The sequence below is a fragment of the Halopiger goleimassiliensis genome, from assembly GCF_000455345.1.
Taxonomy (GTDB): domain Archaea; phylum Halobacteriota; class Halobacteria; order Halobacteriales; family Natrialbaceae; genus Halopiger_A; species Halopiger_A goleimassiliensis.
On sequence record NZ_HG315690.1, the window covers coordinates 244,122 to 267,218 of the forward strand.

Here is a 23,097-nt window from a genome sequence, read left to right on the forward strand (position 1 = left end):
ATCGTCGGCTCGTCTCCGATCGATTTCGACGTAGCCGGAGCGCTGGTAGAGCGCTCGAGCTCACTGGGCCGGATCGCTGTTGGCGGCCAATCCGGTCGAGACGAGACGGCGAAGGAGGACGACGACGCCGTTCTCGAGCCCGCTGGCGATGATCGCCTGCTCGTCCCCCTTGGTGTCGCCGTCGTCCGGATAGTACGACCCGATCAGGACCGTGTCGCGATCGACCAGCAAGATGCGACTGATCGCGACTTCGTGGTCGGACCGTTGTCCCATCAGGAAGTTCAGTTCGGTCTGGAACACGCTCGTTCCCGGAAACTCGGCCTCGAGTTCCCCGATAATAGGCTCCGTCTGACCGCCGAGAATGATAGAGAGGTCGCGTTCGTCGGCTTCGTGGAGTTCCTCCACGACGGACTCCGAGAGAACGGACTCGTCGACGACGAGTAACGCGACTTCGGACTCGGCCCGGTCGATGAGATCGAGCGTTCGGGATTCGATCGCGTCGTGTCCGGTCAACGACCACACTTCCTGGAGGTGGTCCTCGCTTTGGTCGGTCTCCCGACGTTCGATCGACTCGAGGTGGCTCTCGAGCGTATCGATTCGATCGTTGTACTTCTGCCGGAGCGTCCGGACGGCCTCGCTGATCCCGACGGAGCGAAACTGCTGGGGACTCGAGTGCTGGACTTCGACCAGCCCCTGGGACTCGAGCACCCGCATCGCGTCGTAGACCCGGGTTCGTGGCACCTCCGAAACCTCGTGGATGTCTTTCGCCGTTCCGGTCGAGAGTTTGGTCAACGCGAGAAAGCATCGTGCCTCGTACTCCTGCAATCCGAGCTCCTGGAGGAGGCTCACCGGCTCCTCGGTAGTGTCGTCCTGTGTCATGGCCCAACCACGCGTTCAGTGATTTGAACACGTTTACTACGGAGCGACGAAGGGAAAAGGATTCGTGTCTCGACCACTCGCCGTTCCGCCAATCCCGTCTCGTTCCCCGTCGCGACGAAATACTCGATTCACTCGGATTATCACACAAGCTACTTGACCCTGGGAGGGATACGATGAAACGGCGTACCCGGCATGGCCCAACCACTACGGGTACGCCGTTCCTACCTCCTAGAGATTGCAGTTAGAACTGCACCAGTCCGCTCGAGACTGCTGTCTCGTCGACGTATAGCCGCCGGCGAGAGATCAGTATGGTCTCCCGTTTGTCGGCGCTCGATCAGACCCAGTCGTCGGGAAGTCGGTCCCGATTGTCGTCTAACAGCCTCAGGGCGGGTTCGATCTCCTCGAACCGAGGCCCACGCGTCAGTCGGCCGGCCTCCCTGTCCCACTCGATAAACCCGCAGTCGTCGAGTTTGGGCGCGTGTTCGTGTCGAAGACGGACCTCGTCGATTTCGGAGCGACCGAGAATCGAGTCGCGTTCGACCTGTTCGGACAGCTGTCGCGGATTGTGTTCCAGCAGGCCGACGAGTATTCGACGTCGATGAACGGCGGCCAGTGCGTCGAATAGATCATCGTTCATCGGTTGTTTCGAGCGTCGATACGAGCCGTCTATCCTTAAACTGGTTACATTTTCACGGATGTTCGTCGTTTTGATTAACCGAGTGACCGTCGTCAGGCCGCCCCTCAGCGTTCGAAACCGTCGGATGGCGACGAACTCCGATCGGCTCGGGTAGTATTCCGACTGCCATTTACATGTCGGCTGACAGAGACGACTGGGCGTGGGTGACCCCCGATCGCCTGACCGCCCGCTGGTCGTTCGCCGTAGAAAGAGTTTCCCGTCAGTCGTTCGTTCCTGCGCCCGTGACCGACGGCGAGTACACCCTCGAGGACGAACTCCTCGCCCGGGCGCGGATCCACGCCCGCGAGGTCCTCGACGAACACGACATCGAGATCGACCGCGACGCGCTCGAGTGGGACGTCTCCGCCCGTGCGAAGCGACGGGCGGGCGCGTGTCGGTGGAACGCCGACCGCGAGGTGGCGACGATCGTTCTCGCGCGGCGGGCCTACGAAGCCTACGACTGGCCGGAGTTCGCCGCGGTGGTCCGTCACGAACTGGTCCACGCCTGGGAGTTCCAGCAGTTCGGCGAGTCGGGTCACGGCCCGCGGTTTCGGAACCGAGCCGCAACGCTCGATGCGCCGCGACACTGCCAGTCGTTTACCGAACCGCGGTACGTCCTCCGGTGTCTCACGGCCGACTGCGAGTGGGAGACCAAGCGCCATCGCGCCTCTCAGCCAGTCAAGGCTCCCGACCAGTATCGGTGCGGCAACTGCGGCGGTGCCTACGAGGTCGAACACGTCGACAGCGGCCGGACCTGGACCGCCGCCAGCGAATTCGGCGGCGTGAAAGCGGCGCTGGGCGATCGCTGGTAGCGGAGCCACGCGATCGGATTTCGATCCGTCGCACAACACTTATTCGCCTTCTTCGAGGGCCTAGACGTATGGGAATACTCGATCTGATGCTGGGACGTACGGGGCCTGGCGAGCAGGGCGTCGAAGGCCAGTCGTACACGTTACCCAAGGACTCACACGACTTCGTCTATCCCGTCGCCGTCCGAAAGCGCGAACTCGAGGCGTTCGACGCCTTGCTCGAGGCCGACGCGGACGCGCCGGTGATCGACGGCGACACCGAGAAACTCCAGGAAACCCTCGACAGCGTCTTCGAGGAGGCCGACGTCGACGCGGAGGAACTCGCCGAACGTAACCGGAAGCCGCGCGTCGAGACCGAACGGATCGTCGATAGCTGGAGCGAGCGCGTCGAGAACGACCTCGGCGTGGTCTACGCCAGACCCGATACGCTGCCGACGCTGTCGTCGTTCGTCAAACGCTGCAAACAACGTGCCGACGACCCGGACGACGGGTTCGAACTCCCCGAATCCTTCCCCGAGGTACTGGCACTGCTGGGCCGACTCGAGGAGGTAACCGACGACCAGTACCGGGCCGTCGTTCACACCGACCTGCTACCGGATCGAACCGCCTGACCCGTCGAAGCCGGCGGCGGCCGCAGCGAAACGTCAGTTCTTTCTTTGCCACGGACCGCCTATCACCGTGTATGGACGACGACGAGATTCCGGAGTGGATGATCCCGCTGGACGAGGATATCCTCGAGTTGTTCCGCGCTGACGAGGACGTGTTCGCCCCGTCGCACGTCGTCGAGGCCGACATCTGCCCCGATCCACAGGCGGCCTACCGGTGTCGCCAACTGGCCGATCACGGCTTGCTCGAGAAGCACATGACCGGCGTGTACGAGATTACCGACCTCGGCGAACGGGTTCTCGACGGCGACGTCGACCCCGACGAACTCGCGGACGAGAGCGGCGGCGAGACGACAACCGAGGACGACTGACCTCATCCGAGCGGCTGGGGGTCAGTATCGACGCGCCCGGAATCCATTCTCCGAGTGCGGCCGGAACCAGTTATCCCGCTCCGTCTCGGTCCTCGAGCGCCTGCGGAACGTGTTCGTCGAGCAGCGCGACGACGTCGTCCCCGCCGAGAAACCCCTCGGAAACGCTCGCGACCTGCTCGCCGTCGTCGAATATCACCAGCGTCGGCACCGACGAGACGTCGAATCGGTCGACCAACTCGAGGTCCGCTTCCGGGTTCACCATGCCGATCGGAACTCCGGTTTCCCGGGCGACGTTTCCGAGGACCGGTTCCATCGCCTGGCACAGCGAACAGCCCTTCGTGTAACACTCGATCAGCGCCACGTCGTGGTCGCCGACGAACGCGTCGACGTCGTCGCCGTCCTCGAGACGGACGGGTTTGACCGTGCGCTCTTCCATAACCGCCGTACGGGCCGAACGCGGAAACCGGTTCCGTCGCGTCCCGGCTACTCGTCCGTTCGAGCGCGCCGTTCGACGACGTCGCCGCCTTTCACCACCGTCTCGACGAGGGTCGCGTCGTACGCGTACGGCAGGTGGCGGTACGACGGCCGTTCGAGGACGACGAGGTCCCCCGCCGATCCTGCCTCGAGGCGGCCCACGTCCGAGCGGTCGAGGGCGGCCGCGGCGCGGTCGGTGATCGACAGGATCGCCTCGCCCGGGGTCATCCCGACGCCGACGCAGGCAAGCGTGGCGGCAAAGCCCATGCTCAGGGCGTAGCAGTTGGGATTGAAGTCGCTCCCGACCGCCGGGACGACCCCGCGCTCGCGGTAGGGCGCGAGGCCGGGGTACTCGCCGCCGAGGCCGAACGCGGTCCCGGGAAGCAAGACGGGCGTCACGCCGGCCTCGAGCAGCGCGGCGACGTCGTCGTCGGTCGACTGCAGCAGGTGATCGGCGCTGGCGGCCGAGAGGTCGGCGGCCAGTCGCGCGCCGCCGAGGTTCTCGAACTCGTCGGCGTGGATCTTCGGCGTCAGCCCGTACTCAGCGCCCGCCTCGAGGATCCGGCGGGACTGCTCGACGGTGAAGACGCCCGCCTCGCAGAAGACGTCGCAGAACTCGGCGACGCCCTGCTCGGCGACCGCCGGCAGTTGCTCGTCGACGACCGCGTCGGCGTACTCGTCGGCGTCGCGCCCCTCGGGGACCGCGTGAGCACCCATGAACGTCGGGGCGACGTCGATCGGGTGGCGCTCTGCGGCCCGATCGATCGCCGACAGCATCCTCAGTTCGGTCTCGGTGTCGAGTCCGTAGCCCGACTTGACCTCGACCGTCGTCGTTCCGCGGGCGAGCATCCGATCGAGGACATCGAGCAGTCGTTCGACCAGTTCGTCCTCGTTCGTCGATCGAACCGCCCGGACGGTCCGCAGGATGCCGCCGCCGTCCTCGAGTATCTCCTGGTACTCCTTGCCGCGCAGTTTCGCCGCGAACTCGTCCGATCGGTCGCCGGCGAACAGCGCGTGGGTGTGGCAGTCGACGAACCCCGGGAGAACACACCGTCCGCTCGCGTCGATCGCGGTCGCGGCGTTCTCGAGGGGATACTCGCGCGTCAGGGCGTCGCTCGGTCCCGTCTCGACCACGGTCCCCTCGTCGATCACGACCGCGGCGTCGGTCTGGGTCTCGAGGACCGATTCCGCCGGCGGATCGGCCGACGCCTTCGGGTCGTGCTCGGCCGGGCCGACCACTAGTTCGGACGCGTCGTGGACGATCGTGTAGCTCATGCTCGCCCCTCCAGATAGCCGGACATCGCGTGTGCGATCGTTCGCGCCGCGGCGTCGACGGTTCTCCCGTCCCGATCGAGCGGCGGCGCGCACTCGACGACCTCGACGCCCGCCAGCCGGACGTCCCCGGCCAGCGCGCGTACGGTGGCGAATAGCTCTCTCGTCGAGAGTCCACCCGGCGTAGGTGCGCTGACCCCGGGAGCGGCCGCCGCGTCGAGCACGTCGCAGTCCACGCTGAGGTAGCAGCGGTCGACGCCCGCGAGCGCGTCTCGGACCGTCTCGAGGACCGCGTCGGTGCCCTCGTCGAAGGCCTCGGCGGATACGATAGCCCCGCCGTGCTCGCGGACGTAGTCGACGTACGAGCCGGAGGTTTCGAAGTGGCGCGCACCGACGGCGACGTACGTCTCGAGGCCCGCCTCGAGCAGTTGTCGGTAAGGCGTGCCGCTCGTCGGGCCGTCGACGACCGCACGGCAATCGAGGTGGGCATCGACGTTGACGACGCCGACCGTCTCCTCGCGCTCGAGCAGCGGCGCGACGTTGCCGTAGGTCAGCGAGTTGTCCCCGCCGACGAAGACAGGCAGTGCCGTCGACTCGTGGATCGGTCGGACGTGCTCGCGAACGTGTGCCTGTACGTCGGCGACGTCACCCGACGGCGGCGCGAGGTCACCGAGATCGCCCACCCGAAGCGGGTCCCCGGCGGTCGGATCGGTGCCGGAAGTCAGCGCGGTCTTGACGCCCGCGAGCGATCGCCGGATCTCGAGCGGCCCCTCGCGCGCACCGCGGCGACCGATGACGGCACCGTCGTAGGGTTCGCCGACCAGCGCGACGTCGACGGACTCGAGGTCCGCGGGCGCGACCGACTCGACGGCGTCCCCGAACTGTCGGTCGTTCGGATCACTCGAGGGGCCGTGCCATCCCTCCCAGTCGGGACGCTCGAGGGCGTCGGCGAGGGCGTCCGGTCGGTCCGGCGTCATTCGTCCTCCATCGGAACGTGGACGTTCGATCGACGGGCTTCCTCGAGGGCGTCCTCGTACCCCGCGTCGGCGTGGCGGACGACGCCCATCCCCGGGTCGGTGGTAAACACCGCCTCCGCCTTCTCGGCGGCGAGATCGGTGCCGTCGAGGACGACGTGGTTGTTCGCGTGGAGGGCGTTCCCGATGCCGACGCCGCCGCCGTCGTGAACGCTGACGATGTCCGCGCCGGCGGCGCAGTTGAGCAAGGCGTTGAGGATCGGCCAGTCGGCGACGGCGTCGGTGCCGTCTTTCATCGCCTCGGTCTCCCGGTTCGGGCTGGCGACGCTCCCCGCGTCGAGGTGATCGCGGGTGACGACGATCGGCGCTGAAATCTCGCCGTCGGCGACCAGTTCGTTGATCCGCAGGGCGAACCGGGCGCGTTCGGTCAGCGCGTCGTCGTCCCCGGCGTCCGTAGCGTAGCCGAGCCAACAGACCCGGCTCGGCAGTCCCTGGAACTGGATCTCCTCCTGGGCGAGTTCGATCCAGCGCCGCAGGTGATCCTTCTCGGGGAACAGTTCGAGGACGGCCTCGTCGGTCCGGCGGATGTCCTCGGGATCGCCGGACAGCGCGACCCAGCGGAACGGTCCCTTCCCGCGACAGAACTGTGGGCGGATGTACGCCGGCACGAATCCGGGGAAGTCGAACGCGCCCCGGTCGTCGGCGTCGGCCGACGAGAGCGGCCACGCCCGGTCGTCGTCGGCGTCGCGGAACGCCTCGACCTGTCCGCGGATGTTGTTCCCGTACTCGAACGCGACGGCCCCGCGTTCCTGTAGTTCGAGGATCGCGTCGACGTGGCGTTCCATCGTCTCGAGGCTCTCGACCCTGTACGTCTCGGGGTCGCGGTCGCGGAGGTCGTCGGCCTCCGCGACGGTGTAGCCGGCCGGATAGTACCCCTCGAGCGCGTCGTGGGCGCTGGTCTGGTCGGTGACGACGTCCGGAATCGCGTCGCGCTCGAGGAGCGTCTCGTGCAACTCGACGGCGTTCGCGTGGACCCCCACGCTGTAGGGCTGTCCGTCGTCGGCCGCCGCCAGCGCCCGGTCGATCGCGTCGTCGACGTCGGTCGCCTTCTCCATGCAGTAGCCGGTCTCGATGCGCCGGTCGATGCGCTGCTCGTCGACCTCGGCCGCGATGCAGACGCCCTCGTTCATCGTGACCGCGAGCGGTTGTGCCCCGCCCATGCCGCCGAGCCCGGCGGTCGCGACGACCCGTCCCGAGAGGTCGCCGTCGAAGTGCTGACGGGCGAGTTCCGCGAGCGTCTCGAAGGTCCCCTGGATGATCCCCTGGGTGCCGATGTAGGCCCACGAGCCCGCGGTCATCTGCCCGTACATGATCTTGCCCTCGGCCTCGAGCTCGTGGAAGTGCTCCCAGGTGTCCCACCGCCCGACGAGGTTCGAGTTCGCGATGAGCACCCGCGGCGCGCGCTCGTGCGTCCGAAACCGCCCGACGGGCTTGCCCGACTGGACCAGCAGTGTCTCGTCGTCCCCGAGGGTGCGAAGCTCTGCGAGGATCGCGTCGTAGGCGTCCCACGATCGGGCCGCCCGTCCGGTGCCGCCGTAGACGACCAGGTCCTCCGGCTTCTCGGCGACCTCCGGATCGAGGTTGTTGTTGAGCAGCCGAAGCGCCGCCTCCTGACGCCACCCCTCGCACTCGCGGTCCGTCCCCGTCGGCGCGCCCTGGTACTCGCGCCACTGGTCGCTCGGCGGGTCCGCGCCTAACGGCGATCGCTGTTGCTCGCTCATGCGAGAGCCCACCACGCGAGGATCCAATACCAGGGGTGTTCCCTTCGGAAAACCATTTATAAGCTCGTGCGTATCGGTACCACGTGTACGAAGCCACGTTCGCGATCGACGACTCGAGCCCTTACACGCGGCCGACGGACGGGACCGATTGTCGGATCGAACTGTGGTGTAACGACCACTCCGACCTCCTGTACGTCACCGGCTCGGCGATCGAATCGGTCCTCTCGCAGGTCCGCGAGGACATCGGCGTCGAAGAGCACGTCCCGGGGGACGACGAAGCCGTCGCGATCACGAGCGCCTGTCTCAAGCGTCGCCATTCGACCTCCATCGACCGCTACCTCGAGGCGCACAACTGCCTGTTGCTGCCGCCGTTGCGTTACGAGGACGGGGCGAAACACTGCCGGGTACTCGCGCTCGACTCCGCGAGCCTCACCGACCTCTACGCCGACCTGGTCGACGACGGGTTCGAGATCGACGTTCGGACGAAACGCGAGATCACGTCCCCGTCGCGGTCCTCGCCGCTGTTGACTCTCGACGACGTGTTGCCCACGCTGACCGACCGCCAGCGCGAGGTGCTCGCGTTCGCCGTGGAACGTGGCTACTACGAGATTCCCCGGGCCACGACGACCGCGGCGCTGGCCGAGGAGCTGGACGTCAGTCGGCGCACCGTCGAGGACCACCTTCGCCGCGCGGAACGGAAGTTGCTCACGTCGTTGGTCTCGTACCTGTACTGATACCGCGCGAAGGCGACTCGCAACGGACCGATCAGCGCAGGCCAGCCGCCGCGAACAGGTGCGCCGGAACTGACGGACAGGAACCCGTCTCAGGCCGCGCCGGCGTCGTCGTTCGAAACGAGCCCCTCGGGGAGCGCCTCGTCGACCCGATCACGCAACGCCCCGGAGCCGACGTAATCAGCGAGCGCGTGGACGTCCGCCGAAAGCGGCCGATCGCCCTCCAGCGGGTCGACGACCGTCCGAACCGCGTCGTAGGCCGCACCGGTGCCGACCCCGTGCTCGAGGTCGTCGTCGACGTACTCCGCGGCCTCGCTCGCACAGAGCAGTTCGATCGCCGTGACCGTCGTCGCCCGGTCGACGACGCGGCGGGCGGTCAACGCGCTCGTGGCGCTCATGCTGACGTGGTCCTCCTGGCCGCCGCTGACCGTCGCGTTGTCGGTCGCCGGCCGTCCTTCGGACCGGAGTTCGTTCACCAGCGCCGCGGCGGTGTACTGGCCGATCATCGCGCCGGACTCGAGGCCGCTACGACCGGCGAGAAACGGCGGGAGATGTGACTCCTGGACGTTCGGGTTGAGGATGCGGTCGACGCGTCGCTCGCCGATAGCGGCCAGTTCGGTCAGCGCGGCCGTCGCGTAGTCCAGTTTGAGCGACAGCGGTTCGCCGTGGAAGTTTCCGGCCGAGAGCACGGCCGCGCGGTCCGTGACGGTCGCGCGGGGATCGACGTCCTCGGCGGGCACCACCAGGGGGTTGTCCGTCGCGCTGTTGAGTTCGACCTCGACCGCAGACCGAAGGTGGGCGACCGCCTCGCGGGCCGCCCCGTGGACCTGCGGGAGACACCGCAGCGAGTAGGCGTCCTGGACCCGGTCGCAGTTGCGGTGGGACGCGACGATGCTCGAGTCGGCCGTCAGCCGCCGAACGTTCCGCGCGCTGATCGCCTGTCCGGGGTGGGGCCGAACGGCCGAGACGACCGGATCCGCGGGGACCGTCGACCCCATCGCGACCTCGATCGTCAACGCGCCGGCGACGTCGGCGGCGTCGAGCAGTCGCTCGGCGTCGCGGACGAACAGCGCCGCGAGGCCGACGGTCAACTGGGTGCCGTTGATCAGCGCCAGCCCCTCCTTGGGCTCGAGCGAGAGCGGCTCGAGGCCGGCACGGGCGAGCGCCTCCTCGCCCGGGAGTCGGTCACCGTCGTCCCCGTTCGCGACGCACGCCTCACCCTCGCCGAGCAACACCAGCGCGGCGTGAGCCAACGGTGCCAGGTCGCCGCTCGCACCGAGGCTGCCCCGCGACGGGACGACGGGGTGGACGCCCGCGTTCAGCAGTTCGACCAGGTGGTCGATCACGGTCTCCCGAACCCCCGAGTAACCCTTCACGAGGGCGTTGAGCCGAGTCACCAGGAGCGCACGGACCTCCTCGCGCTCGAGTTCTCTGCCGACGCCGACGGCGTGGCTCCGTACGAGGTTCTCCTGGAGGAGTTCCAGGTCCCCGCGACCGATGCGTTCGTTCACCAGTTCGCCGAATCCGGTGTTGACTCCGTAGACGGCCTCGTCGGCCTCGAGCACCTCGAGCACGCGGTCGCGACTCTCTCGAACCGCTTCCCGGGCGCGCTCGGGGACGCGGACCGGTGCGTCCTCGCGAGCGACGCGCTCGACGTCGGTCGGCGAGAGCGTCTCACCGTCGATCACCACGGCGTTCGGACCGCCCGAGTGCTCGTTGGACATGGGAGCTCTCGTCCGCTCTGACCATCCCGAGCTACTTCATAACCGTCCCGCCCATGGTGGTCCCGTCGGTACCGATCCGCGTCGACGGGGACCACCAGGGACTACACCTTTACCGCCACGGAGTGTACCGCGGCGCGATGACCCGGCCCGCAACCGACGACCCCGCTGACGACGCCACGATCGGGCGAAAGTCGACGCTGTTCTGTCTCGAGTGCGACCACGCGAGCCCCGTCGACGGCGACTGGGTGTGTCGCCCGAGCGGTGACGCGGTGGCGTACGTCTGTCCGGTCTGTTCGACCACGATCACCGAGCGACCGCGGCGAACGGATCGATCCCCCTGGTGGGACCTCGTCCACCACTCCGTGGACGTCTGGCGCGTGGCAGTTACTGCGAGCGTCTCCGGGGTCACCGCGTTGTGGCGCATCCGACCCAGAACGGGCAGTTCACGATAGGGCGTCCGAACGGAATCGATCCGATAAGTGGGAAAACGTCCAGACGGAGGCCGAGTGAGGGGCCATCGAACCGTATGTGGAGCCAATTTTCCGGTCAATGTAAACTCCGGATCGGAGGTTCTTTTGAACGTTCTCTCAGTCTAACGGAACAATATCAGACAGACCCCCATCTGGAACCGCAAAACTTGCGCTGTGGTTTTACAATCGTTGTATTCTGTGTAGATTTACGTATATTCGCCCACATCAGTAGAGCTTTAATAGTAGAATCCATTGGTTGGATCGAGTAGAAGATGACAGGTGGAAACCTGACCTCGGCAGAACAGGACGTACTGGACGAAATCGACGAGAAGGACGTCGACTTCCTTCGCCTGCAGTTCACCGACATCCTCGGGACGGTGAAAAACGTCGCCGTACCGGCGCGACAGGCCGAGAAGGCGTTCACCGAAGGGATCTACTTCGACGGCTCCTCGATCGAGGGCTTCGTCCGCATTCAGGAGTCGGACATGCGTCTGGTCCCCGACCCGGACACGTTCGCGATCCTCCCCTGGCGAAACAAGGAGGACGGCGTCTCGGCCCGGATGATCTGTGACGTCTACGACACCTCGACGGGCGAACCGTTCGAGGGCGATCCGCGTCGCGTCCTCAAGAACGCGATCGATCGCGCCAACGACATGGGCTACGAGGTCAACTTCGCCCCCGAGCCCGAGTTCTTCATGTTCGAGGAAGACGAGGAGGGCAACGCGACCACCGAGACCGCCGACCACGGCGGCTACTTCGACGTCGCGCCGAAGGACCTCGCCTCGGACGTCCGCCGAGACATCATCTACGGACTCGAGGACATGGGCTTCGAAATCGAAGCCAGCCACCACGAGGTCGCTCGCGGTCAGTACGAGATCAACTTCGAGTACGACGACGCGCTCTCGACGGCCGACAACGTCGCGACGTTCCGGACGGTCGTTCGTGCCATCGCCGCACAGCACGACCTCCACGCGACGTTCATGCCCAAGCCGATTCCGCGCATCAACGGCTCGGGGATGCACACCCACCAGTCGCTGATGACCGAAGACGGCGAGAACGCGTTCCACGACGAGGACGACGAGTTCAATCTCAGCGACACCGCTCACTCCTACCTCGCCGGTATCCTCGAGCACGCACCGGCGATCACGGCGGTCGCCAACCCCACCGTCAACAGCTACAAGCGCCTCGTCCCCGGGTACGAAGCGCCCGTCTACGTCGCCTGGTCCGATCGCAACCGCTCGGCACTCGTCCGCAAGCCGGCGGCCCGCGTCCCGGCCGCGTCGCGCATCGAACTGCGCTCGCCGGACCCGTCGTGTAACCCCTACCTCGCGTTCGCCGTCATGATCCACGCCGGCCTCGACGGCATCGAGCGCGACCTCGAGTGTCCCGACCCGATCCGGGAGAACATCTACGAGTTCGACGAACAGAAACGCGAGGAGTACGGCATCGAGACGCTGCCGTCGAACCTCGGACAGGCCGTCGACGCTCTCGAGAACGACGAGGTCATCTACGACGCGCTGGGCGAACACGTCGCACCCAAGTTCGTCGAAGCGAAGAGCCAGGAGTTCGAAGACTACCTCGTCGACGTCTCCCAGTGGGAGATCGACCGCTACCTCGAGACGTTCTAACCGGGCACCGGAGCCGATCGCTCTTTTCGCCAATCGAAGTCGTCGCCGACCTACGGTGGCGATCGTGTAACGCGTCGAAGGAACTCGACGAGGGCGACGGGGAAGACGTATCGCACCCGGACCGACCGATTCGTCGCGGATGGCCTCTCGGACTCAGGCGACGACGTACTCCTCGCCGTCCTGTTCGACGAGACCGTCGCCCTGGAGCGAGTTGAGTACGCTCAGAATGTCGATCTTCTTCAACGCCAGCGTCTCCTCCAGATCGTCCACCGTCGCCCCGCCGGTCGCCTCGAGACAGAGGTAGATGAGTTTCGCCTGTGGAGAGGAAATCGCTTCGGGGATCCGTTCGATCTGTGGCGCTTCCCGGGACTTCTGTGATTTCATTGTCACTCCTAGCGACCCCGTTCTGGTATAAAAGCGGTCCGGCTATTGCAATTAAATCTGACCCGGGGCAATTAAATGCTACTCGATCACAGGGGAGCGAGACGGGCCACTCGCGGTCCCGATTCCCACCAGCCGTTCCGAACGGTCGGCTACGCCTCGCCGTAGACCGGAACGGCCGCGCCGCTCGTGACCGCAGTCGCGTCGCTACAGAGGACGGCCATCACGTCAGCGATGTCGACCGGATCGACCCAGGATTCGTGATCCGCGTCGGGCATCAGCTCCCGGTTGGCCGGGGTGTCGATCACGCTCGGCATGACGCAGTTAGCTCGCACCGTCCCCAGGTTTTCCGCCGCGAGCGTCTCCGTCAGGAGCCGGATTCCCGCCTTGGTGATCCGGTACGGGCCATCGCCCTCCCCGCCCTCGAGCGAGGAGCGTGCGCTGACGCTGACGATCGATCCGTTAGTCTCCTGTAGGTGTGGCAGAGCGTGTTTCGAGGCGAGAAACGCCGTCTTCAGGTTGACGTCGACGAGGAAGTCGAACTCCGACAGCGGCGTCTCCTCGATGGACTGACCGCCACGCCAGGTGCCCGCGACGTTGAGCAAGTGATCGATCCGTCCGTGGTCGTCGACGACGTGCCCGACGAGCGACGTGACGGCGTCCTCGTCGGTGAGGTCGGCCTCGTAGAACGCGACCCGGTCCCGGTCTGATACCGTGAGGTGGCTCTCCTCGTCGGCCGGGGCGCGGACGTCGACCGCACACACCGTCGCTCTCGAGTCGTGAAAGTGATCGACGACCGCACTCCCCAGTGCACCGCTCGCGCCCGTGACCACGGCGACGGTGCCGCTGAAATCGACCTCGACGGCAGACGCTGTCATACCCCTACTGTTCCATCCGAGACCATCAAGCTGGGGCCGGGATGCGATCAGGAGAGCGGGGGCGGCAACGCGGCGCGATCGAACCAGAACTCCGCGACGGCTTCGACCATCTCGGCGTACTCGTCGGGATCGGACGGCTTCGTCAGGTAGGCGTTGGCCGCCCGCTGGTAGCTCTCGACGATGTCTTCGCAGGCGTTGGAACTCGTCAGAACCAGGATCGGAATCCGAGCGAGTTCGTCGTCGCTCTGGATCGCCTCGAGGAACTCGAACCCACCCATCCGTGGCAGATTGAGGTCTAACAGAACGAGATCAGGAACGGTTTCGGCCTCGTTCGTCTGCCGTCGCGCCAGGAACTCGAGGGCGTCGTCGCCGTCGGTCGCGACGGCGAGGTCGACGGTCATCGGCAGGTCCTCGAAGGCAACCTCCGTGAGGCGAACGTCGCCGGGGTTGTCCTCGACGAGCAGAATTTCGATGGGATCGTTTGAACGGGCTGTCATCGCCGCCACTGCGAGAGCGGGTGCCACGGTTGGAGTTCGAACATGAGAGGGATACAGCGCTGACTAGCTTCGGTTCCGGGTTAAGGGTACTTGCTAAAGGCTTTGGAACGGGTGGCTCGTGCCGGCCCATCGCCGCTGACGATCCGTACCAGCGAACAGTATAACAGCGTCCGGGCCCGATACACGGTCGAATGCGTCTGATCGCCCACCGTGGGTTCGCCGCCACCGCCCCCGAGAACACCGTCGCGGCCGTCCGGTCGGCCGCCGACCGGGCCGACGCCGTCGAGTTCGACGTTCGCCGCTGTGGCTCCGGCGAACTCGTCGTGATCCACGACGAAACGATCGATCGGGTCACCGGCGGCGTCGGGGCCGTCGCCGATCTGTCGCTCGAGGAACTGAAAGCCCGGACCGTCCTCGAGTCCGGCGAACGGATCCCGACGCTCGAGGAATTGCTCGACGTCGTGCCGCCGGACGTGGAGATCAACCTCGAGATGAAGGAACTGGGCATCGCCGCGGACGTCCTCGAAGCGCTCGAAGGCGTCCCGAACCGCGTCGTCACGACCTCCTTTCTCGAACCGGAGCTTCGAGCGGTGCGTGAACTCGATTCCACGCAACCGACCGGCCTGCTCGTCAGCCGTCGCCTCGAGCGACCGGTGACGAGGGCGGTCGAACTCGACTGCGACGTCATCGGCGCGAACTACGCGCGCTGTCTGACCACGAGGCTAGTCCCGCGTGCGAAGGCAGTCGGACTCGAGGTCCACGCCTGGTCGATCGAACGGACGGCACTCGCCAAACTGCTCGGCCTGCGTGGGGTCGACTGCGTCTCCGCGGATCGCCCGATACGGCTCTAGTCCGGGCGACCGAACGCCGGTCGAACGGACAGCTCACCGTCAATTTCACGGGGCACTGAATCGAACCCCTTCACGATGGCGAACGAACGGGCCGAGGTCGCCGGGCCGCTGGACGCGTTTCGACAGTTCTTCTCGTTACAACGGGACGTGCTCGTCCTGTCGCTGGCGATGTTCGCGTTCAGCCTGGGTTTCCAGATGACGAATCGGTTCCTCCCGGACTACCTCGTCTACCTCGGTGCCGGCGGCTTCGTCGTCGGCCTGTTCTCGACGCTCGGCAACGTCATCGGCGCGGTGTATCCCTACTACGGCGGCGTCGTCTCCGACCGGGTCGGCTCCCGGTACGCGCTGACCGTCTTCGGCTTCCTCTCGACGTTCGGCTTCGCGATCTGGTTGGCCTCGGCGTTCGTCGACCCGATGGATCTGGGCGTGGTCGTCGTCGAACCGTGGCTGTGGGTGTTCGTCGGCCTCCTGTTGGCCCAGTGCTGGAAGTCCTTCGGGATCGGCGGCCACTACGCCATCGTCAAGCAAGCGACCGAACCGGATCGACTGGCCCGGGGGTTCGCCAGCACGGAGACGTTCCGGCGGACGGCGTTCCTGATCGCACCGCTGATCGTGGCCGCTCTCGTCGCCGACGAACTCGTGCCCGGCTTCCTGTGGGTGCTGGTCATCGCCATCGCCTTCGCGATCCTCGGGACCGTCGCCCAGCACTACCTCTACGACGCCGAGGCGGACACCGTCGGCGACGAGTTCCAGGGGGTCGGGCAGATCGTCGACGACTTGCGGGCGATGCCGGAACCCCTCAGACCGCTGCTGGTCGCCGACGTTTTCGTCCGGTTCGCCAACGGGATGGTGTACGCGTTTTTCATCCTGGTCGTCACCCAACTGCTCGAGGTGGGACTGACGGTGACGCTGCCGGCCGTCGGAACGATCGACCTCGCGCCGGCCGCGTTCTTCGGCGTCCTGTTGAGCGTCGAGATGCTCGTCGCCTTGCTCACGATGGCCCCGATGGCGAAGGTCGCCGAGTACACCGGCCTCAAGCCAGTCGTGGGCCTCGGATTCTTCGTCTACGCGATCTTCCCGGTGGTGTTGATCTTCGCCCCGCAGTACGTCGAGGCGATCGACGTGAGATGGCTCCTGATCGCCCTCTTTGCCTTCTCCGGGCTTCGGTTCGCCGGACTGCCGGCACACAAGGCGCTGATCGTCGGCCCTGCGGAGCGGGGTGCGGGCGGCCGCGTCACCGGGTCGTACTACCTCGTGCGTGGAGCGCTCGTCGTCCCCAGCGGCGCGCTCGGGGGGTACCTCTGGGAGTTCGCCAGTCCGGAACTGTCCTTTACGATCGCGACGATCGTCGGCATGGTCGGCGTCGTCTACTTCGCCGTCTTCGGACGGGAGTTCGACGCATACAGGTAGTCACTCGGTCGTGGTCACCGCGACCGACCGGGTCCGCGGGCCGTCACACTCGACGAGCAGGATCGATTGCCAGGTCCCGAGGTCGAGTTCGCCGACGACGACCGGCACCGTGACGGCGGGACCTAGCAGCGTTGCCCGCAGGTGCGAATCGGCGTTCCCGTCGAGTCGGTCGTGCGCGTGACCCTCGTCGGGAACCAGTTCCGAGAGGAACGACTCGAGGTCGTCGCGCAACCGCGGGTCGTCCTCCTGGACGACGAGCGCGGCCGTCGTGTGCTGGACGAACGCCGTGACGACGCCCTCCTTCAGATCGTCGGGGACGCGCTCGGCAACGCGGTCGGTGACGTCGACGGTCGTGAGCCGATCGTCGGTGTCGACGGCAAACGTCATAGCCGATCGTACGCCGCCGCCTGGCCCGTCAGTTTCGGTCTCGAGGGAGGCCTCGCGACGGGCGTTCGTTGGAACGGGTGAGCTACGAGAGACGCTCGAGCGTCCGCCGGGTCCGGTCCCGGACGATCCGATCCGGATCCTCCGTCGCGAGTCGCTCGAGGACCCGTTCGCGCTCGGACCCGAGGCGCACGTCGGCCACCGCGGCGACGCGAGCGAGCACGAGCGTCCCGGCCGTTCGGCCCTCCGCAGTGGCGTTCTCGAGGCTGTCGACGAGCGACGGAACGTGATCGACCAGCGCCTCCGGTCGCTCGGTAGCGATCGCGGCGAGACAGCGGTAGGCGGCCGGCGTCGCCGAGTGCGCCGGGTTGGCAGTTACGAAGGCCGCGATCTCGTCCGCCGACGGTGCGACGTCGACCGGCGAGTGGGCGGCCAGGCGGGCGAGACAGGTCGCGACGGCCTCGTGGCACTCGAGGTCCGGTTGCGAGAGGAGGCGTCTGAGTTTCGGCACGGCAGTCAGGCAGGCGTCGGGATCGGTCTCGACGTGCTCGCGGATCGTCTCCACGGCGTCCCGTCGCGGCCCGGCCTCGTCCCCGTCGAGTTGCGCCAGCACTGTCGGCAGGTCGAAATCGGCACAGGTGTCGCTGTCTCCGACGACACGTCCCCCATCCATGCGCGCCCTCTTGCGAGAAGAGGGAGAAAAGTCTTCCGACAATTTATGTCAGGTGAATCGATCTGAAACCGTCGTACCCGCGTCGGTCGTCGACTCGAGACCTGGCGTAGCCGGGCGATTTCGGGCGACTTAGCGACAGTCCTCCTCCCAGCAGTTGGCCCGTCCCCGTTCCTCGAGTTGCTTCGCGACTTCGATCGGCGTCAGTCCGTGCTGGTCCGCGATTTCGGTGGCCAGTTCCTGAGCGTGGTTCTCCACGCACGTTCCCTTGTGCTCGCGGGCGAACTCGATGAGGGCGTACACGATCAGGAGGTCGTCTTGGGGGTGTCGCATGACTCCGCCCGGTTTGGGCGGGACCTCGTATAAAAAGGTACGCCACAGGCTGAAACTAAAACCGGACTGAAACTCACGACCGACAACAGGAACGGATAGTCCGGTCGCCCACGGGACAGGTCCCCGTAGGATACTGCACTGGAGGCTCGATTGTGATCCCAGAGAGAGTTCTCGGCGTCCGCTACCGGTGCGCGTGGCGTCCCGATTCGTAGCCGACGCCGTCGGACGCTCCGGATCCCGTACCCTCTTGTGAGTACGCCGCGAAGCGGTGCGACGATGGGATCGCACCAACTGGACGACGTCGACAGGGGGATTCTCCATCTGTTACAGGAAGACGCACGAAACAACTCGGCCGCGGACATCGCCGAAGAGGTGGGGGTAGCGCCGAACACGGTCCGAAACCGGATCGAACGCCTCGAGGATGCCGGCGTGATCGAGGGATATCACCCACACATCAACTACGAGCAGGCCGGATACCAGCTACACGTTACTTTCATCTGTACGGTTCCGATCGCCGAGCGACAATCGTTCGCCGCGGACGCCCTCGAGATCGACGGGGTGATCCGTGTCGTCGAGGCCCTCTCGGGGAAGGACAATCTGGCTGTCGAGGCAGTCGGGGAGACCACCAACGACCTCACCGAGGTCTCTACACGCCTCGAGAGCATCGGCTGTGACATCACCGGCGAGCGATTCACCAGGTCGACGCGGGTACAACCGTTCGATCACTTCGGCGTCGAAGTGGTCGAGTGATCGCCCGCTGTGGATAGATAGGTGTTCTGACTCGATTGCGGAAATAAGCAACTCTATGAGTTGCGGAAATCCGAACCAAATGACGTATGGATGCGCGTTACCATCGTGCTTTGCCATTGTGTTTATTTAGGACGCAAGTCTCTGCCACCGTATATTGATGAGGCGCGACCCGGAGCGATCTCACGACGATTTTACCGTGGCAATCGCCGAGCGGGTAGCAAACCGAACGGACGCCGATCCCGCGGATCTCCCGCCGCTGTACGACGTCGTCGATACGACGCATCTGAATCACCTGATCGAGTCTTCCCATCCCGATCTCGAGGTCGAGTTCCCGTACTACGGATTCACCGTCTCGATCAGCGGCGACGGCAGCGTTCGGCTGACCGGACGGTCCGGCGATCAGTCACGGGCTGATCACTGATGACCGCCCCACAGCGCTCGGAATCGAAGGAGTTGCTGCTCGTTCAGTCGGATCCCGGGGAAATCTGCCGTCTCGAAGCCGCGTTCGACGACGTCGAGACCCCGACGACGATTCACGCCGCAACCGACGGTTTCGAGGCGATCCGGTTCCTGAAAGAGCGCGCCACGGTCGACCCGCCTTCGGCTCCGGACCTCGTACTGCTCGACCTCCACCTGCCCGGAAAGGACGGCTGTGAGGTACTCGAGGCGATCCGAGCGGAGCCTCAGTTGCGACGACTACCGGTCATCGTCTTCACCGAGGCCAACGAAACCGAGGCCGTCACGCGGTGTTACGACGCGTACGCGAACGCTTACGTCCCCAAACCGACCGATACTCAGGAATACGAGTGGGTTGCGAAGACGATCGACGAGTTCTGGTTCGGGTGTGTGCGCCTCCCGCCAGTATCGTGATACGCTAGATTCGTCCGCACGACGACGTGTGCGATCAGTTGTCACCCCGTACGCCACGGTCCACCCCAGCGCCACGGTCGACGAGCGACGTGCCCGTCAACCTGGCTCTAGTTGTCCGCGACGATGATCTCGTCAGGATCCTCTTCCTGCTCGAGTTCGCGGATCGCTTCCCTGACTTCTTCCTGGGTGGCTTCGTCCATCCTCGATCCCCGTCCGTACACCCTATCACTAGTACAGACGGTTAAGCCCTTCTAGCGTGTTCAGAACCTGAAGACGCTGTCCGAAATCGTGCCGTGAGTGACGGGTCGCCGACGTTCAGGCCAGCCACTCCTCGGGTTTGGTGTCGTAATCGACGTCGTCGGCCGCGAGGTGTTCGACTTCTTCCCACGGAACGTCTTCGACGGTCACCTCGTGGCCGTCGTACCGGATGAGTTTTCCGCGCTCTTCGGGTTCGGGTTCACGGTTCCGGCGTTTCGCGACCTCGACGTCGTGTTCGTTGACCTCCTTGACGATCGTCAGCAGGTTCACCGGCCGACCCCAGAGTTCGAAGATCCGCTTTAAGGTCTCTTCGGCCTGGCCGAGGTCGAGCATGACGCCGTTGTACTGGTGGCCAAGCAGGAGTTCGTTGGCGTTGTTGTAGTTACCGTCGTAGACGGCGATCGTCGGCTTCCCGAAGTTGGTGAACTGCAGGAGGAGTTTCTTCTTGACGTCCTCGGCGGCATCGCTCGCGACGTGGAACTGGCCGGTCGCCTTCGAGTGCTCGTAGGTGAAGTAGTTGTTCTCGGTGATGAACTCCTCCGTGAGGAACTCGTCGAGGAACGTCACGTCGTTGTGGCTCTCGCGGACGTCGAACATCCGATCCCAACCCGCAGTGAACTCGACGTCGTCGAGCGCCTCCTCGACGCTCGAGTATCGGGCGTCGTCGAACAGGTAGCGCCCGATCCGTTCGAGTTCGTTCTGGCTGACGCGCGCGAGGAAGCCGCGGTGCTGGGGCTTGACCAGCGAGTAGTGACGGCGGGCCAACCCCTCGTAGGTCAGCACCTTCCAGGGATAGCGCTCGAGGTCGATCTCGCCGTCTCGAGCCGCCTCGAGCGCCGCCTCGTCGACCCAGGCGTCGGGAACCGACTCGAGTTCGTCGAGCGTCTCGGGCGTGATGACGTCGATCGCTTCGGGTGGCTCGAGCGCCGCGAGCACGTCCTCGAAGTCGACGACCTCGGCGAGGTTGCGCCAGGAGATGCCCTCGACGCGGAGCAGTCGCTCGAGGACCTCCTGTCGGTTCGTCGTGTTCTCGACGTACTCCCACAGTTCCATGCCGAGGCTGTAGGGGTTGAGACCGCCCGAGGCCAGCACTTTTGCCATGTGATCGGCGTAGTTCATGAACTCGTCGTCGCCGGCGAAGGCCTCGTCGGTCATCATCGTCGACTCCCAGTAGGCGGCCCACCCTTCGTTCATCACCTTCGTCATCTTCTGGGCGGCGAAGTAGTAGGCTTCCGCGCGCATCATGTCGAGGACGTCCCGCTGCCAGTCTTCCATCTCGACCGCCCGCTCGCTCTTGCCGTCGTACTGCTTGCCGTGTTCGCGGACGAACGCCAGCAGGTCCTTCTGTGGCTCCTCGGGGAAAGTGACGTTCTCGCCTTCCTCCTCGAGTTTCTCGAGCCACTCGTCGTCGAACACCTCGCCTTTGATCTCGTCGGAGAGTTCGAGTTCGTCGAGTTTCTCCGCGAGGTCCTCGTCGACGTTCTCGGCGGGTCCTTCGACGTCGAGGCGGCGTTCGAACACCTTGTGCTGGTCGATGTTGTCCTCGAGCGAGAGACAGTGGTCGATCCACTTCTCGACCTCCGCGCGATCGATCTCGGGATCGGACATGTAGTCGTCGATCGCCCGGGCGTGGCGCTCGAGCATGGCCGCGGCGTTGACCTGTTCCTCGTCGGCGCGGCCGTCAGTGAACAGGCCGAACCACTCGTTGTTCGCGAAGAAGTCCGAGTGGGCCTCGACGTGGGTGATCACCGCCTTCTGGTCGGCGATCGTGTTCGACTCCTGCAGGAACGCGTGGGCCGGGTTGTCGTTGTTGACGATCTCGAAGGCCTTGCCGCCGGTGTACTGGCCCTGTTTCTGCTGGCGGTCGTACTGCATGCCCCACCGCCAGTGGGGGTACCGGGACTGGAACCCGCCGTAGGCGATGAGTTCGTTCATCTCGTCGTAGTCGATGATCCAGTAGTTCACCGGGTAGGGCTCGAGCCCCAGTTTCCGGGCGAGGTTCCTGGCTTCCGTCACCGGTTCCTCTAAGTCGCCGGCGATCGCCTGTTTGCGGAATCGATCCGCGTTGGAGTTGCGTTTACTCATCGGTCTCACCCTCCGTGGAGAGGATCTCGTAGATGGCGTCGGTGACGTCGTTCTCGTCGTTGACGTAGGCCACCGCGACGTCGTCGGCGTCCGTTCCGAAGTGTCGCTCCAGTTCCTCGGCGTGTGTGGCGTTGATCGCGTTGCCGCTGGGCTGGGTCTCCACGTAGGCGTGGAGGTTGGCGTCGATCTCCTCCATCATGGGGATGACGCGCTCTTCGGTGTCGTTCGAGGAGTTCTCCGAGTCGCCCGCGGCGAAGACGTAGCGGTTCCAGTCGCTCCAGGGGTACTCCTCGAGCAGTTCGGCGGCGAGTTCGTAGGCGCTCGAAATCTTCGTCCCGCCGCCGCTGCGGATGCCGAAGAACTCGTCGCGCTCGACCTCCCAGGCGTCGGCGTCGTGGGCGATGTAGACGAACTCGGCGTTGTCGTACTTGCCCTGGAGGTACCAGTCAAGCGGCGTGAACGTCCGCTCGACGAGTTCGCGCTTCTTCTCGCGCATCGAGCCGGAGACGTCGCGGATGTTGACCACGACGACGTTCTTCTCCTTCTCCTCGATGATCTCGGGGTGGCGGTAGCGCTCGTCCTCGCGGCGGAAGGGGACGTGATCGATCCCCTCGCGGCGGATCTTCTGCTGGACGTCCTCGCGCTCGACGTTGTTCTCGACCTCCTCGATCGAGTCCCACGTCCCGCGCTCGTCGTCGGGGATCGCGTCGTAGGCCTCCTCGATCCAGGCCATCGAGACCGGCAGATTTTCGCCGCGGGCCCACTCGAAGACCTCGCGGGGGGCGATTCCCTCGACCTTGCAGAGTTCCCGCAGGAAGTCCTCGTCGAAGTCCATCGCGAGTTTCCGCTTGAGCCCCTCCTTGAACATCCGCTCGAAGTCGAGCGTGCTGTTGGGACCCGTTCGGGTGAGGTCGGTGTAGGGACCTTCCTTCTCCTCGATGACCTTCTTGCCCTTCGGATCGAGGTCGAGGCCGAGTTCCTCGTCGAGTTCCTCGGCGAACTCCTCGGGATCCATCTCGTAGTACTCGTGCTCGCCGCCCTCCTCGCCGGGTTCGCCGTCCTCGTCGCCGTCGCCCGGTTGGGGCTGTGGCTCGCCGACCGGCTGGCCGGGCTGGGGGGTGCCGTCCTCGCCCTGGCCGACGCCACCCATGTCGCGTTGATCGTACTCGAACTCGGGCAGCGAGACGATCTTGACCGGGATCTTGATCTCGCCGGGACGACTCTGGCCGAGGTCGCCGTACTGGATGAAGTCGGCCAGGTCCTCGCGGCGCTTCTCGCCGACCTCGCGGAATCGCTCGAGGTCGTCTCTCAGTCCCATCCGCGGTCACCTCCCGAT

Annotated in this window: 26 protein-coding genes; 11 read left to right on the plus strand and 15 right to left on the minus strand. The window is 65.6% G+C overall.

Going from position 1 to position 23,097, the window contains the following annotated elements; genetic code table 11:
* Nucleotides 1–60: 60 nt before the first annotated feature.
* Together TX79_RS01265 and TX79_RS01270 are read right to left on the minus strand one after the other, a co-directional pair.
* Nucleotides 61–879, minus strand: a complete 819-nt coding sequence (locus TX79_RS01265) for a TrmB family transcriptional regulator (protein ID WP_049925242.1) — start codon at nucleotides 877–879, stop codon at nucleotides 61–63.
* A gap of 334 nt (nucleotides 880–1,213) precedes the next feature.
* Nucleotides 1,214–1,516: a DUF7344 domain-containing protein gene (locus TX79_RS01270; protein ID WP_049925243.1), complete on the minus strand. Its 303-nt coding sequence runs from the start codon at nucleotides 1,514–1,516 to the stop codon at nucleotides 1,214–1,216.
* A gap of 281 nt (nucleotides 1,517–1,797) precedes the next feature.
* On the opposite strand from TX79_RS01270, the gene TX79_RS01275 reads away from it, so the two are divergent.
* From TX79_RS01275 to TX79_RS01285, 3 genes are all read left to right on the plus strand, one after another.
* A complete protein-coding gene (locus tag TX79_RS01275) occupies nucleotides 1,798–2,367 on the plus strand; it encodes a SprT family zinc-dependent metalloprotease (protein WP_049925245.1) in 570 nt (189 codons plus the stop codon).
* 68 nt (nucleotides 2,368–2,435) lie between these two features.
* Nucleotides 2,436–2,975, plus strand: coding sequence for a hypothetical protein (locus TX79_RS01280; protein ID WP_049925246.1), 540 nt, complete (start codon nucleotides 2,436–2,438; stop codon nucleotides 2,973–2,975).
* A gap of 71 nt (nucleotides 2,976–3,046) precedes the next feature.
* Nucleotides 3,047–3,340, plus strand: coding sequence for a hypothetical protein (locus tag TX79_RS01285; RefSeq protein ID WP_049925247.1), 294 nt, complete (start codon nucleotides 3,047–3,049; stop codon nucleotides 3,338–3,340).
* 70 nt (nucleotides 3,341–3,410) lie between these two features.
* Here the strand turns inward: TX79_RS01285 and TX79_RS01290 are convergent, their stop codons facing one another.
* Genes TX79_RS01290 through hutU form a run of 4 tightly spaced genes read right to left on the minus strand, consistent with a single transcriptional unit; the run spans nucleotide 3,411 to nucleotide 7,841 of the window.
* Nucleotides 3,411–3,776 (minus strand): thioredoxin family protein, encoded by a 366-nt coding sequence (locus tag TX79_RS01290; RefSeq protein WP_049925248.1) that lies wholly within the window; start codon nucleotides 3,774–3,776, stop codon nucleotides 3,411–3,413.
* 47 nt (nucleotides 3,777–3,823) lie between these two features.
* Complete coding sequence (gene hutI / locus TX79_RS01295; protein WP_049925250.1) at nucleotides 3,824–5,089, minus strand: imidazolonepropionase; 1,266 nt, start codon at nucleotides 5,087–5,089, stop codon at nucleotides 3,824–3,826.
* Nucleotides 5,086–6,063 carry a formimidoylglutamase gene (gene hutG, locus TX79_RS01300; protein ID WP_049925251.1) on the minus strand — a complete coding sequence of 326 codons (978 nt, stop codon included), beginning with the start codon at nucleotides 6,061–6,063 and terminating at the stop codon, nucleotides 5,086–5,088. Before hutG ends, hutI begins: the two co-directional genes overlap by 4 nt.
* Complete coding sequence (hutU, locus tag TX79_RS01305) at nucleotides 6,060–7,841, minus strand: urocanate hydratase (RefSeq protein ID WP_049928224.1); 1,782 nt, start codon at nucleotides 7,839–7,841, stop codon at nucleotides 6,060–6,062. Before hutU ends, hutG begins: the two co-directional genes overlap by 4 nt.
* An 83-nt stretch (nucleotides 7,842–7,924) precedes the next feature.
* Here hutU and TX79_RS01310 point away from each other — a divergent pair, with 83 nt between their 5' ends.
* Entirely contained in the window at nucleotides 7,925–8,575 is a 651-nt protein-coding gene (locus TX79_RS01310) for a helix-turn-helix domain-containing protein (RefSeq protein ID WP_049925252.1), read from the plus strand.
* Nucleotides 8,576–8,664: 89 nt separating this feature from the next.
* Here TX79_RS01310 and hutH read toward each other — a convergent pair whose 3' ends face one another.
* Entirely contained in the window at nucleotides 8,665–10,296 is a 1,632-nt protein-coding gene (gene hutH, locus TX79_RS01315; protein ID WP_049925254.1) for a histidine ammonia-lyase, read from the minus strand.
* 137 nt (nucleotides 10,297–10,433) lie between these two features.
* Here hutH and TX79_RS01320 point away from each other — a divergent pair, with 137 nt between their 5' ends.
* Nucleotides 10,434–10,748: a hypothetical protein gene (locus TX79_RS01320; protein ID WP_081655584.1), complete on the plus strand. Its 315-nt coding sequence runs from the start codon at nucleotides 10,434–10,436 to the stop codon at nucleotides 10,746–10,748.
* 290 nt (nucleotides 10,749–11,038) lie between these two features.
* Nucleotides 11,039–12,394, plus strand: coding sequence for a type I glutamate--ammonia ligase (gene glnA, locus TX79_RS01325; protein WP_049925255.1), 1,356 nt, complete (start codon nucleotides 11,039–11,041; stop codon nucleotides 12,392–12,394).
* 153 nt (nucleotides 12,395–12,547) lie between these two features.
* On the opposite strand, the gene TX79_RS01330 is transcribed toward glnA, so the two are convergent.
* From TX79_RS01330 to TX79_RS01340, 3 genes are all read right to left on the minus strand, one after another.
* A complete protein-coding gene (locus tag TX79_RS01330; protein WP_049925256.1) occupies nucleotides 12,548–12,778 on the minus strand; it encodes a hypothetical protein in 231 nt (76 codons plus the stop codon).
* Between the two features lie 149 nt (nucleotides 12,779–12,927).
* Nucleotides 12,928–13,653 (minus strand): SDR family oxidoreductase, encoded by a 726-nt coding sequence (locus TX79_RS01335; protein ID WP_049925257.1) that lies wholly within the window; start codon nucleotides 13,651–13,653, stop codon nucleotides 12,928–12,930.
* A 47-nt stretch (nucleotides 13,654–13,700) separates the two neighbouring features.
* A complete protein-coding gene (locus TX79_RS01340; RefSeq protein ID WP_049928225.1) occupies nucleotides 13,701–14,150 on the minus strand; it encodes a response regulator in 450 nt (149 codons plus the stop codon).
* 191 nt (nucleotides 14,151–14,341) lie between these two features.
* On the opposite strand from TX79_RS01340, the gene TX79_RS01345 reads away from it, so the two are divergent.
* Both TX79_RS01345 and TX79_RS01350 read left to right on the plus strand, forming a co-directional pair.
* Nucleotides 14,342–15,001, plus strand: a complete 660-nt coding sequence (locus TX79_RS01345; protein WP_049925260.1) for a glycerophosphodiester phosphodiesterase — start codon at nucleotides 14,342–14,344, stop codon at nucleotides 14,999–15,001.
* Nucleotides 15,002–15,076: 75 nt separating this feature from the next.
* On the plus strand, nucleotides 15,077–16,411 hold the full coding sequence (locus tag TX79_RS01350) for an MFS transporter (protein ID WP_049925261.1): 1,335 nt from the start codon (nucleotides 15,077–15,079) through the stop codon (nucleotides 16,409–16,411).
* Here the strand turns inward: TX79_RS01350 and TX79_RS01355 are convergent, their stop codons facing one another.
* The 3 genes from TX79_RS01355 to TX79_RS01365 all read right to left on the minus strand — a co-directional run bounded on the left by TX79_RS01355 (nucleotide 16,412) and on the right by TX79_RS01365 (nucleotide 17,798).
* Nucleotides 16,412–16,798, minus strand: a complete 387-nt coding sequence (locus tag TX79_RS01355) for a secondary thiamine-phosphate synthase enzyme YjbQ (RefSeq protein ID WP_049925263.1) — start codon at nucleotides 16,796–16,798, stop codon at nucleotides 16,412–16,414. It abuts the gene before it with no gap.
* An 82-nt stretch (nucleotides 16,799–16,880) separates the two neighbouring features.
* A complete protein-coding gene (locus TX79_RS01360) occupies nucleotides 16,881–17,468 on the minus strand; it encodes a hypothetical protein (RefSeq protein ID WP_049925264.1) in 588 nt (195 codons plus the stop codon).
* Between the two features lie 129 nt (nucleotides 17,469–17,597).
* Nucleotides 17,598–17,798: a hypothetical protein gene (locus TX79_RS01365; RefSeq protein WP_049925266.1), complete on the minus strand. Its 201-nt coding sequence runs from the start codon at nucleotides 17,796–17,798 to the stop codon at nucleotides 17,598–17,600.
* A 276-nt stretch (nucleotides 17,799–18,074) separates the two neighbouring features.
* Between TX79_RS01365 and TX79_RS01370 the strand changes: the two genes are divergently transcribed.
* From TX79_RS01370 to TX79_RS01380, 3 genes are all read left to right on the plus strand, one after another.
* The gene (locus TX79_RS01370; protein ID WP_049925268.1) at nucleotides 18,075–18,548 is read left to right on the plus strand and encodes an Lrp/AsnC family transcriptional regulator; all 474 of its coding nucleotides are present in this window, start codon (nucleotides 18,075–18,077) and stop codon (nucleotides 18,546–18,548) included.
* Nucleotides 18,549–18,744: 196 nt separating this feature from the next.
* Nucleotides 18,745–18,969, plus strand: coding sequence for a HalOD1 output domain-containing protein (locus TX79_RS01375; RefSeq protein ID WP_230198522.1), 225 nt, complete (start codon nucleotides 18,745–18,747; stop codon nucleotides 18,967–18,969).
* Entirely contained in the window at nucleotides 18,969–19,418 is a 450-nt protein-coding gene (locus TX79_RS01380) for a response regulator (RefSeq protein ID WP_049925269.1), read from the plus strand. The genes TX79_RS01375 and TX79_RS01380 overlap by 1 nt, the downstream gene beginning before the upstream one ends.
* Nucleotides 19,419–19,733: 315 nt before the next feature.
* On the opposite strand, the gene TX79_RS01385 is transcribed toward TX79_RS01380, so the two are convergent.
* Both TX79_RS01385 and TX79_RS01390 read right to left on the minus strand, forming a co-directional pair.
* Complete coding sequence (locus TX79_RS01385) at nucleotides 19,734–21,761, minus strand: SpoVR family protein (protein ID WP_049925271.1); 2,028 nt, start codon at nucleotides 21,759–21,761, stop codon at nucleotides 19,734–19,736.
* Nucleotides 21,754–23,079: a YeaH/YhbH family protein gene (locus tag TX79_RS01390; RefSeq protein ID WP_049925273.1), complete on the minus strand. Its 1,326-nt coding sequence runs from the start codon at nucleotides 23,077–23,079 to the stop codon at nucleotides 21,754–21,756. Before TX79_RS01390 ends, TX79_RS01385 begins: the two co-directional genes overlap by 8 nt.
* Nucleotides 23,080–23,097 lie beyond the last annotated feature (18 nt).

Bases quoted from the DNA above. Each gene is read 5' to 3' on its own strand.
- TX79_RS01280 (WP_049925246.1), top strand. From the start codon at position 2,436: ATGGGAATACTCGATCTGATGCTGGGACGTACGGGGCCTGGCGAGCAG.
- hutG (WP_049925251.1), bottom strand. From the start codon at position 6,063: ATGACGCCGGACCGACCGGACGCCCTCGCCGACGCCCTCGAGCGTCCC.
- TX79_RS01370 (WP_049925268.1), top strand. From the start codon at position 18,075: ATGGGATCGCACCAACTGGACGACGTCGACAGGGGGATTCTCCATCTG.
- glnA (WP_049925255.1), top strand. From the start codon at position 11,039: ATGACAGGTGGAAACCTGACCTCGGCAGAACAGGACGTACTGGACGAA.
- TX79_RS01350 (WP_049925261.1), top strand. From the start codon at position 15,077: ATGGCGAACGAACGGGCCGAGGTCGCCGGGCCGCTGGACGCGTTTCGA.
- TX79_RS01270 (WP_049925243.1), bottom strand. From the start codon at position 1,516: ATGAACGATGATCTATTCGACGCACTGGCCGCCGTTCATCGACGTCGA.
- TX79_RS01345 (WP_049925260.1), top strand. From the start codon at position 14,342: ATGCGTCTGATCGCCCACCGTGGGTTCGCCGCCACCGCCCCCGAGAAC.
- TX79_RS01340 (WP_049928225.1), bottom strand. From the start codon at position 14,150: ATGACAGCCCGTTCAAACGATCCCATCGAAATTCTGCTCGTCGAGGAC.
- TX79_RS01335 (WP_049925257.1), bottom strand. From the start codon at position 13,653: ATGACAGCGTCTGCCGTCGAGGTCGATTTCAGCGGCACCGTCGCCGTG.
- TX79_RS01390 (WP_049925273.1), bottom strand. From the start codon at position 23,079: ATGGGACTGAGAGACGACCTCGAGCGATTCCGCGAGGTCGGCGAGAAG.
- TX79_RS01385 (WP_049925271.1), bottom strand. From the start codon at position 21,761: ATGAGTAAACGCAACTCCAACGCGGATCGATTCCGCAAACAGGCGATC.
- hutH (WP_049925254.1), bottom strand. From the start codon at position 10,296: ATGTCCAACGAGCACTCGGGCGGTCCGAACGCCGTGGTGATCGACGGT.
- TX79_RS01330 (WP_049925256.1), bottom strand. From the start codon at position 12,778: ATGAAATCACAGAAGTCCCGGGAAGCGCCACAGATCGAACGGATCCCC.
- TX79_RS01365 (WP_049925266.1), bottom strand. From the start codon at position 17,798: ATGCGACACCCCCAAGACGACCTCCTGATCGTGTACGCCCTCATCGAG.
- TX79_RS01290 (WP_049925248.1), bottom strand. From the start codon at position 3,776: ATGGAAGAGCGCACGGTCAAACCCGTCCGTCTCGAGGACGGCGACGAC.
- TX79_RS01360 (WP_049925264.1), bottom strand. From the start codon at position 17,468: ATGGATGGGGGACGTGTCGTCGGAGACAGCGACACCTGTGCCGATTTC.
- TX79_RS01320 (WP_081655584.1), top strand. From the start codon at position 10,434: ATGACCCGGCCCGCAACCGACGACCCCGCTGACGACGCCACGATCGGG.
- TX79_RS01265 (WP_049925242.1), bottom strand. From the start codon at position 879: ATGACACAGGACGACACTACCGAGGAGCCGGTGAGCCTCCTCCAGGAG.
- hutU (WP_049928224.1), bottom strand. From the start codon at position 7,841: ATGAGCGAGCAACAGCGATCGCCGTTAGGCGCGGACCCGCCGAGCGAC.
- TX79_RS01355 (WP_049925263.1), bottom strand. From the start codon at position 16,798: ATGACGTTTGCCGTCGACACCGACGATCGGCTCACGACCGTCGACGTC.
- hutI (WP_049925250.1), bottom strand. From the start codon at position 5,089: ATGAGCTACACGATCGTCCACGACGCGTCCGAACTAGTGGTCGGCCCG.
- TX79_RS01380 (WP_049925269.1), top strand. From the start codon at position 18,969: ATGACCGCCCCACAGCGCTCGGAATCGAAGGAGTTGCTGCTCGTTCAG.
- TX79_RS01285 (WP_049925247.1), top strand. From the start codon at position 3,047: ATGGACGACGACGAGATTCCGGAGTGGATGATCCCGCTGGACGAGGAT.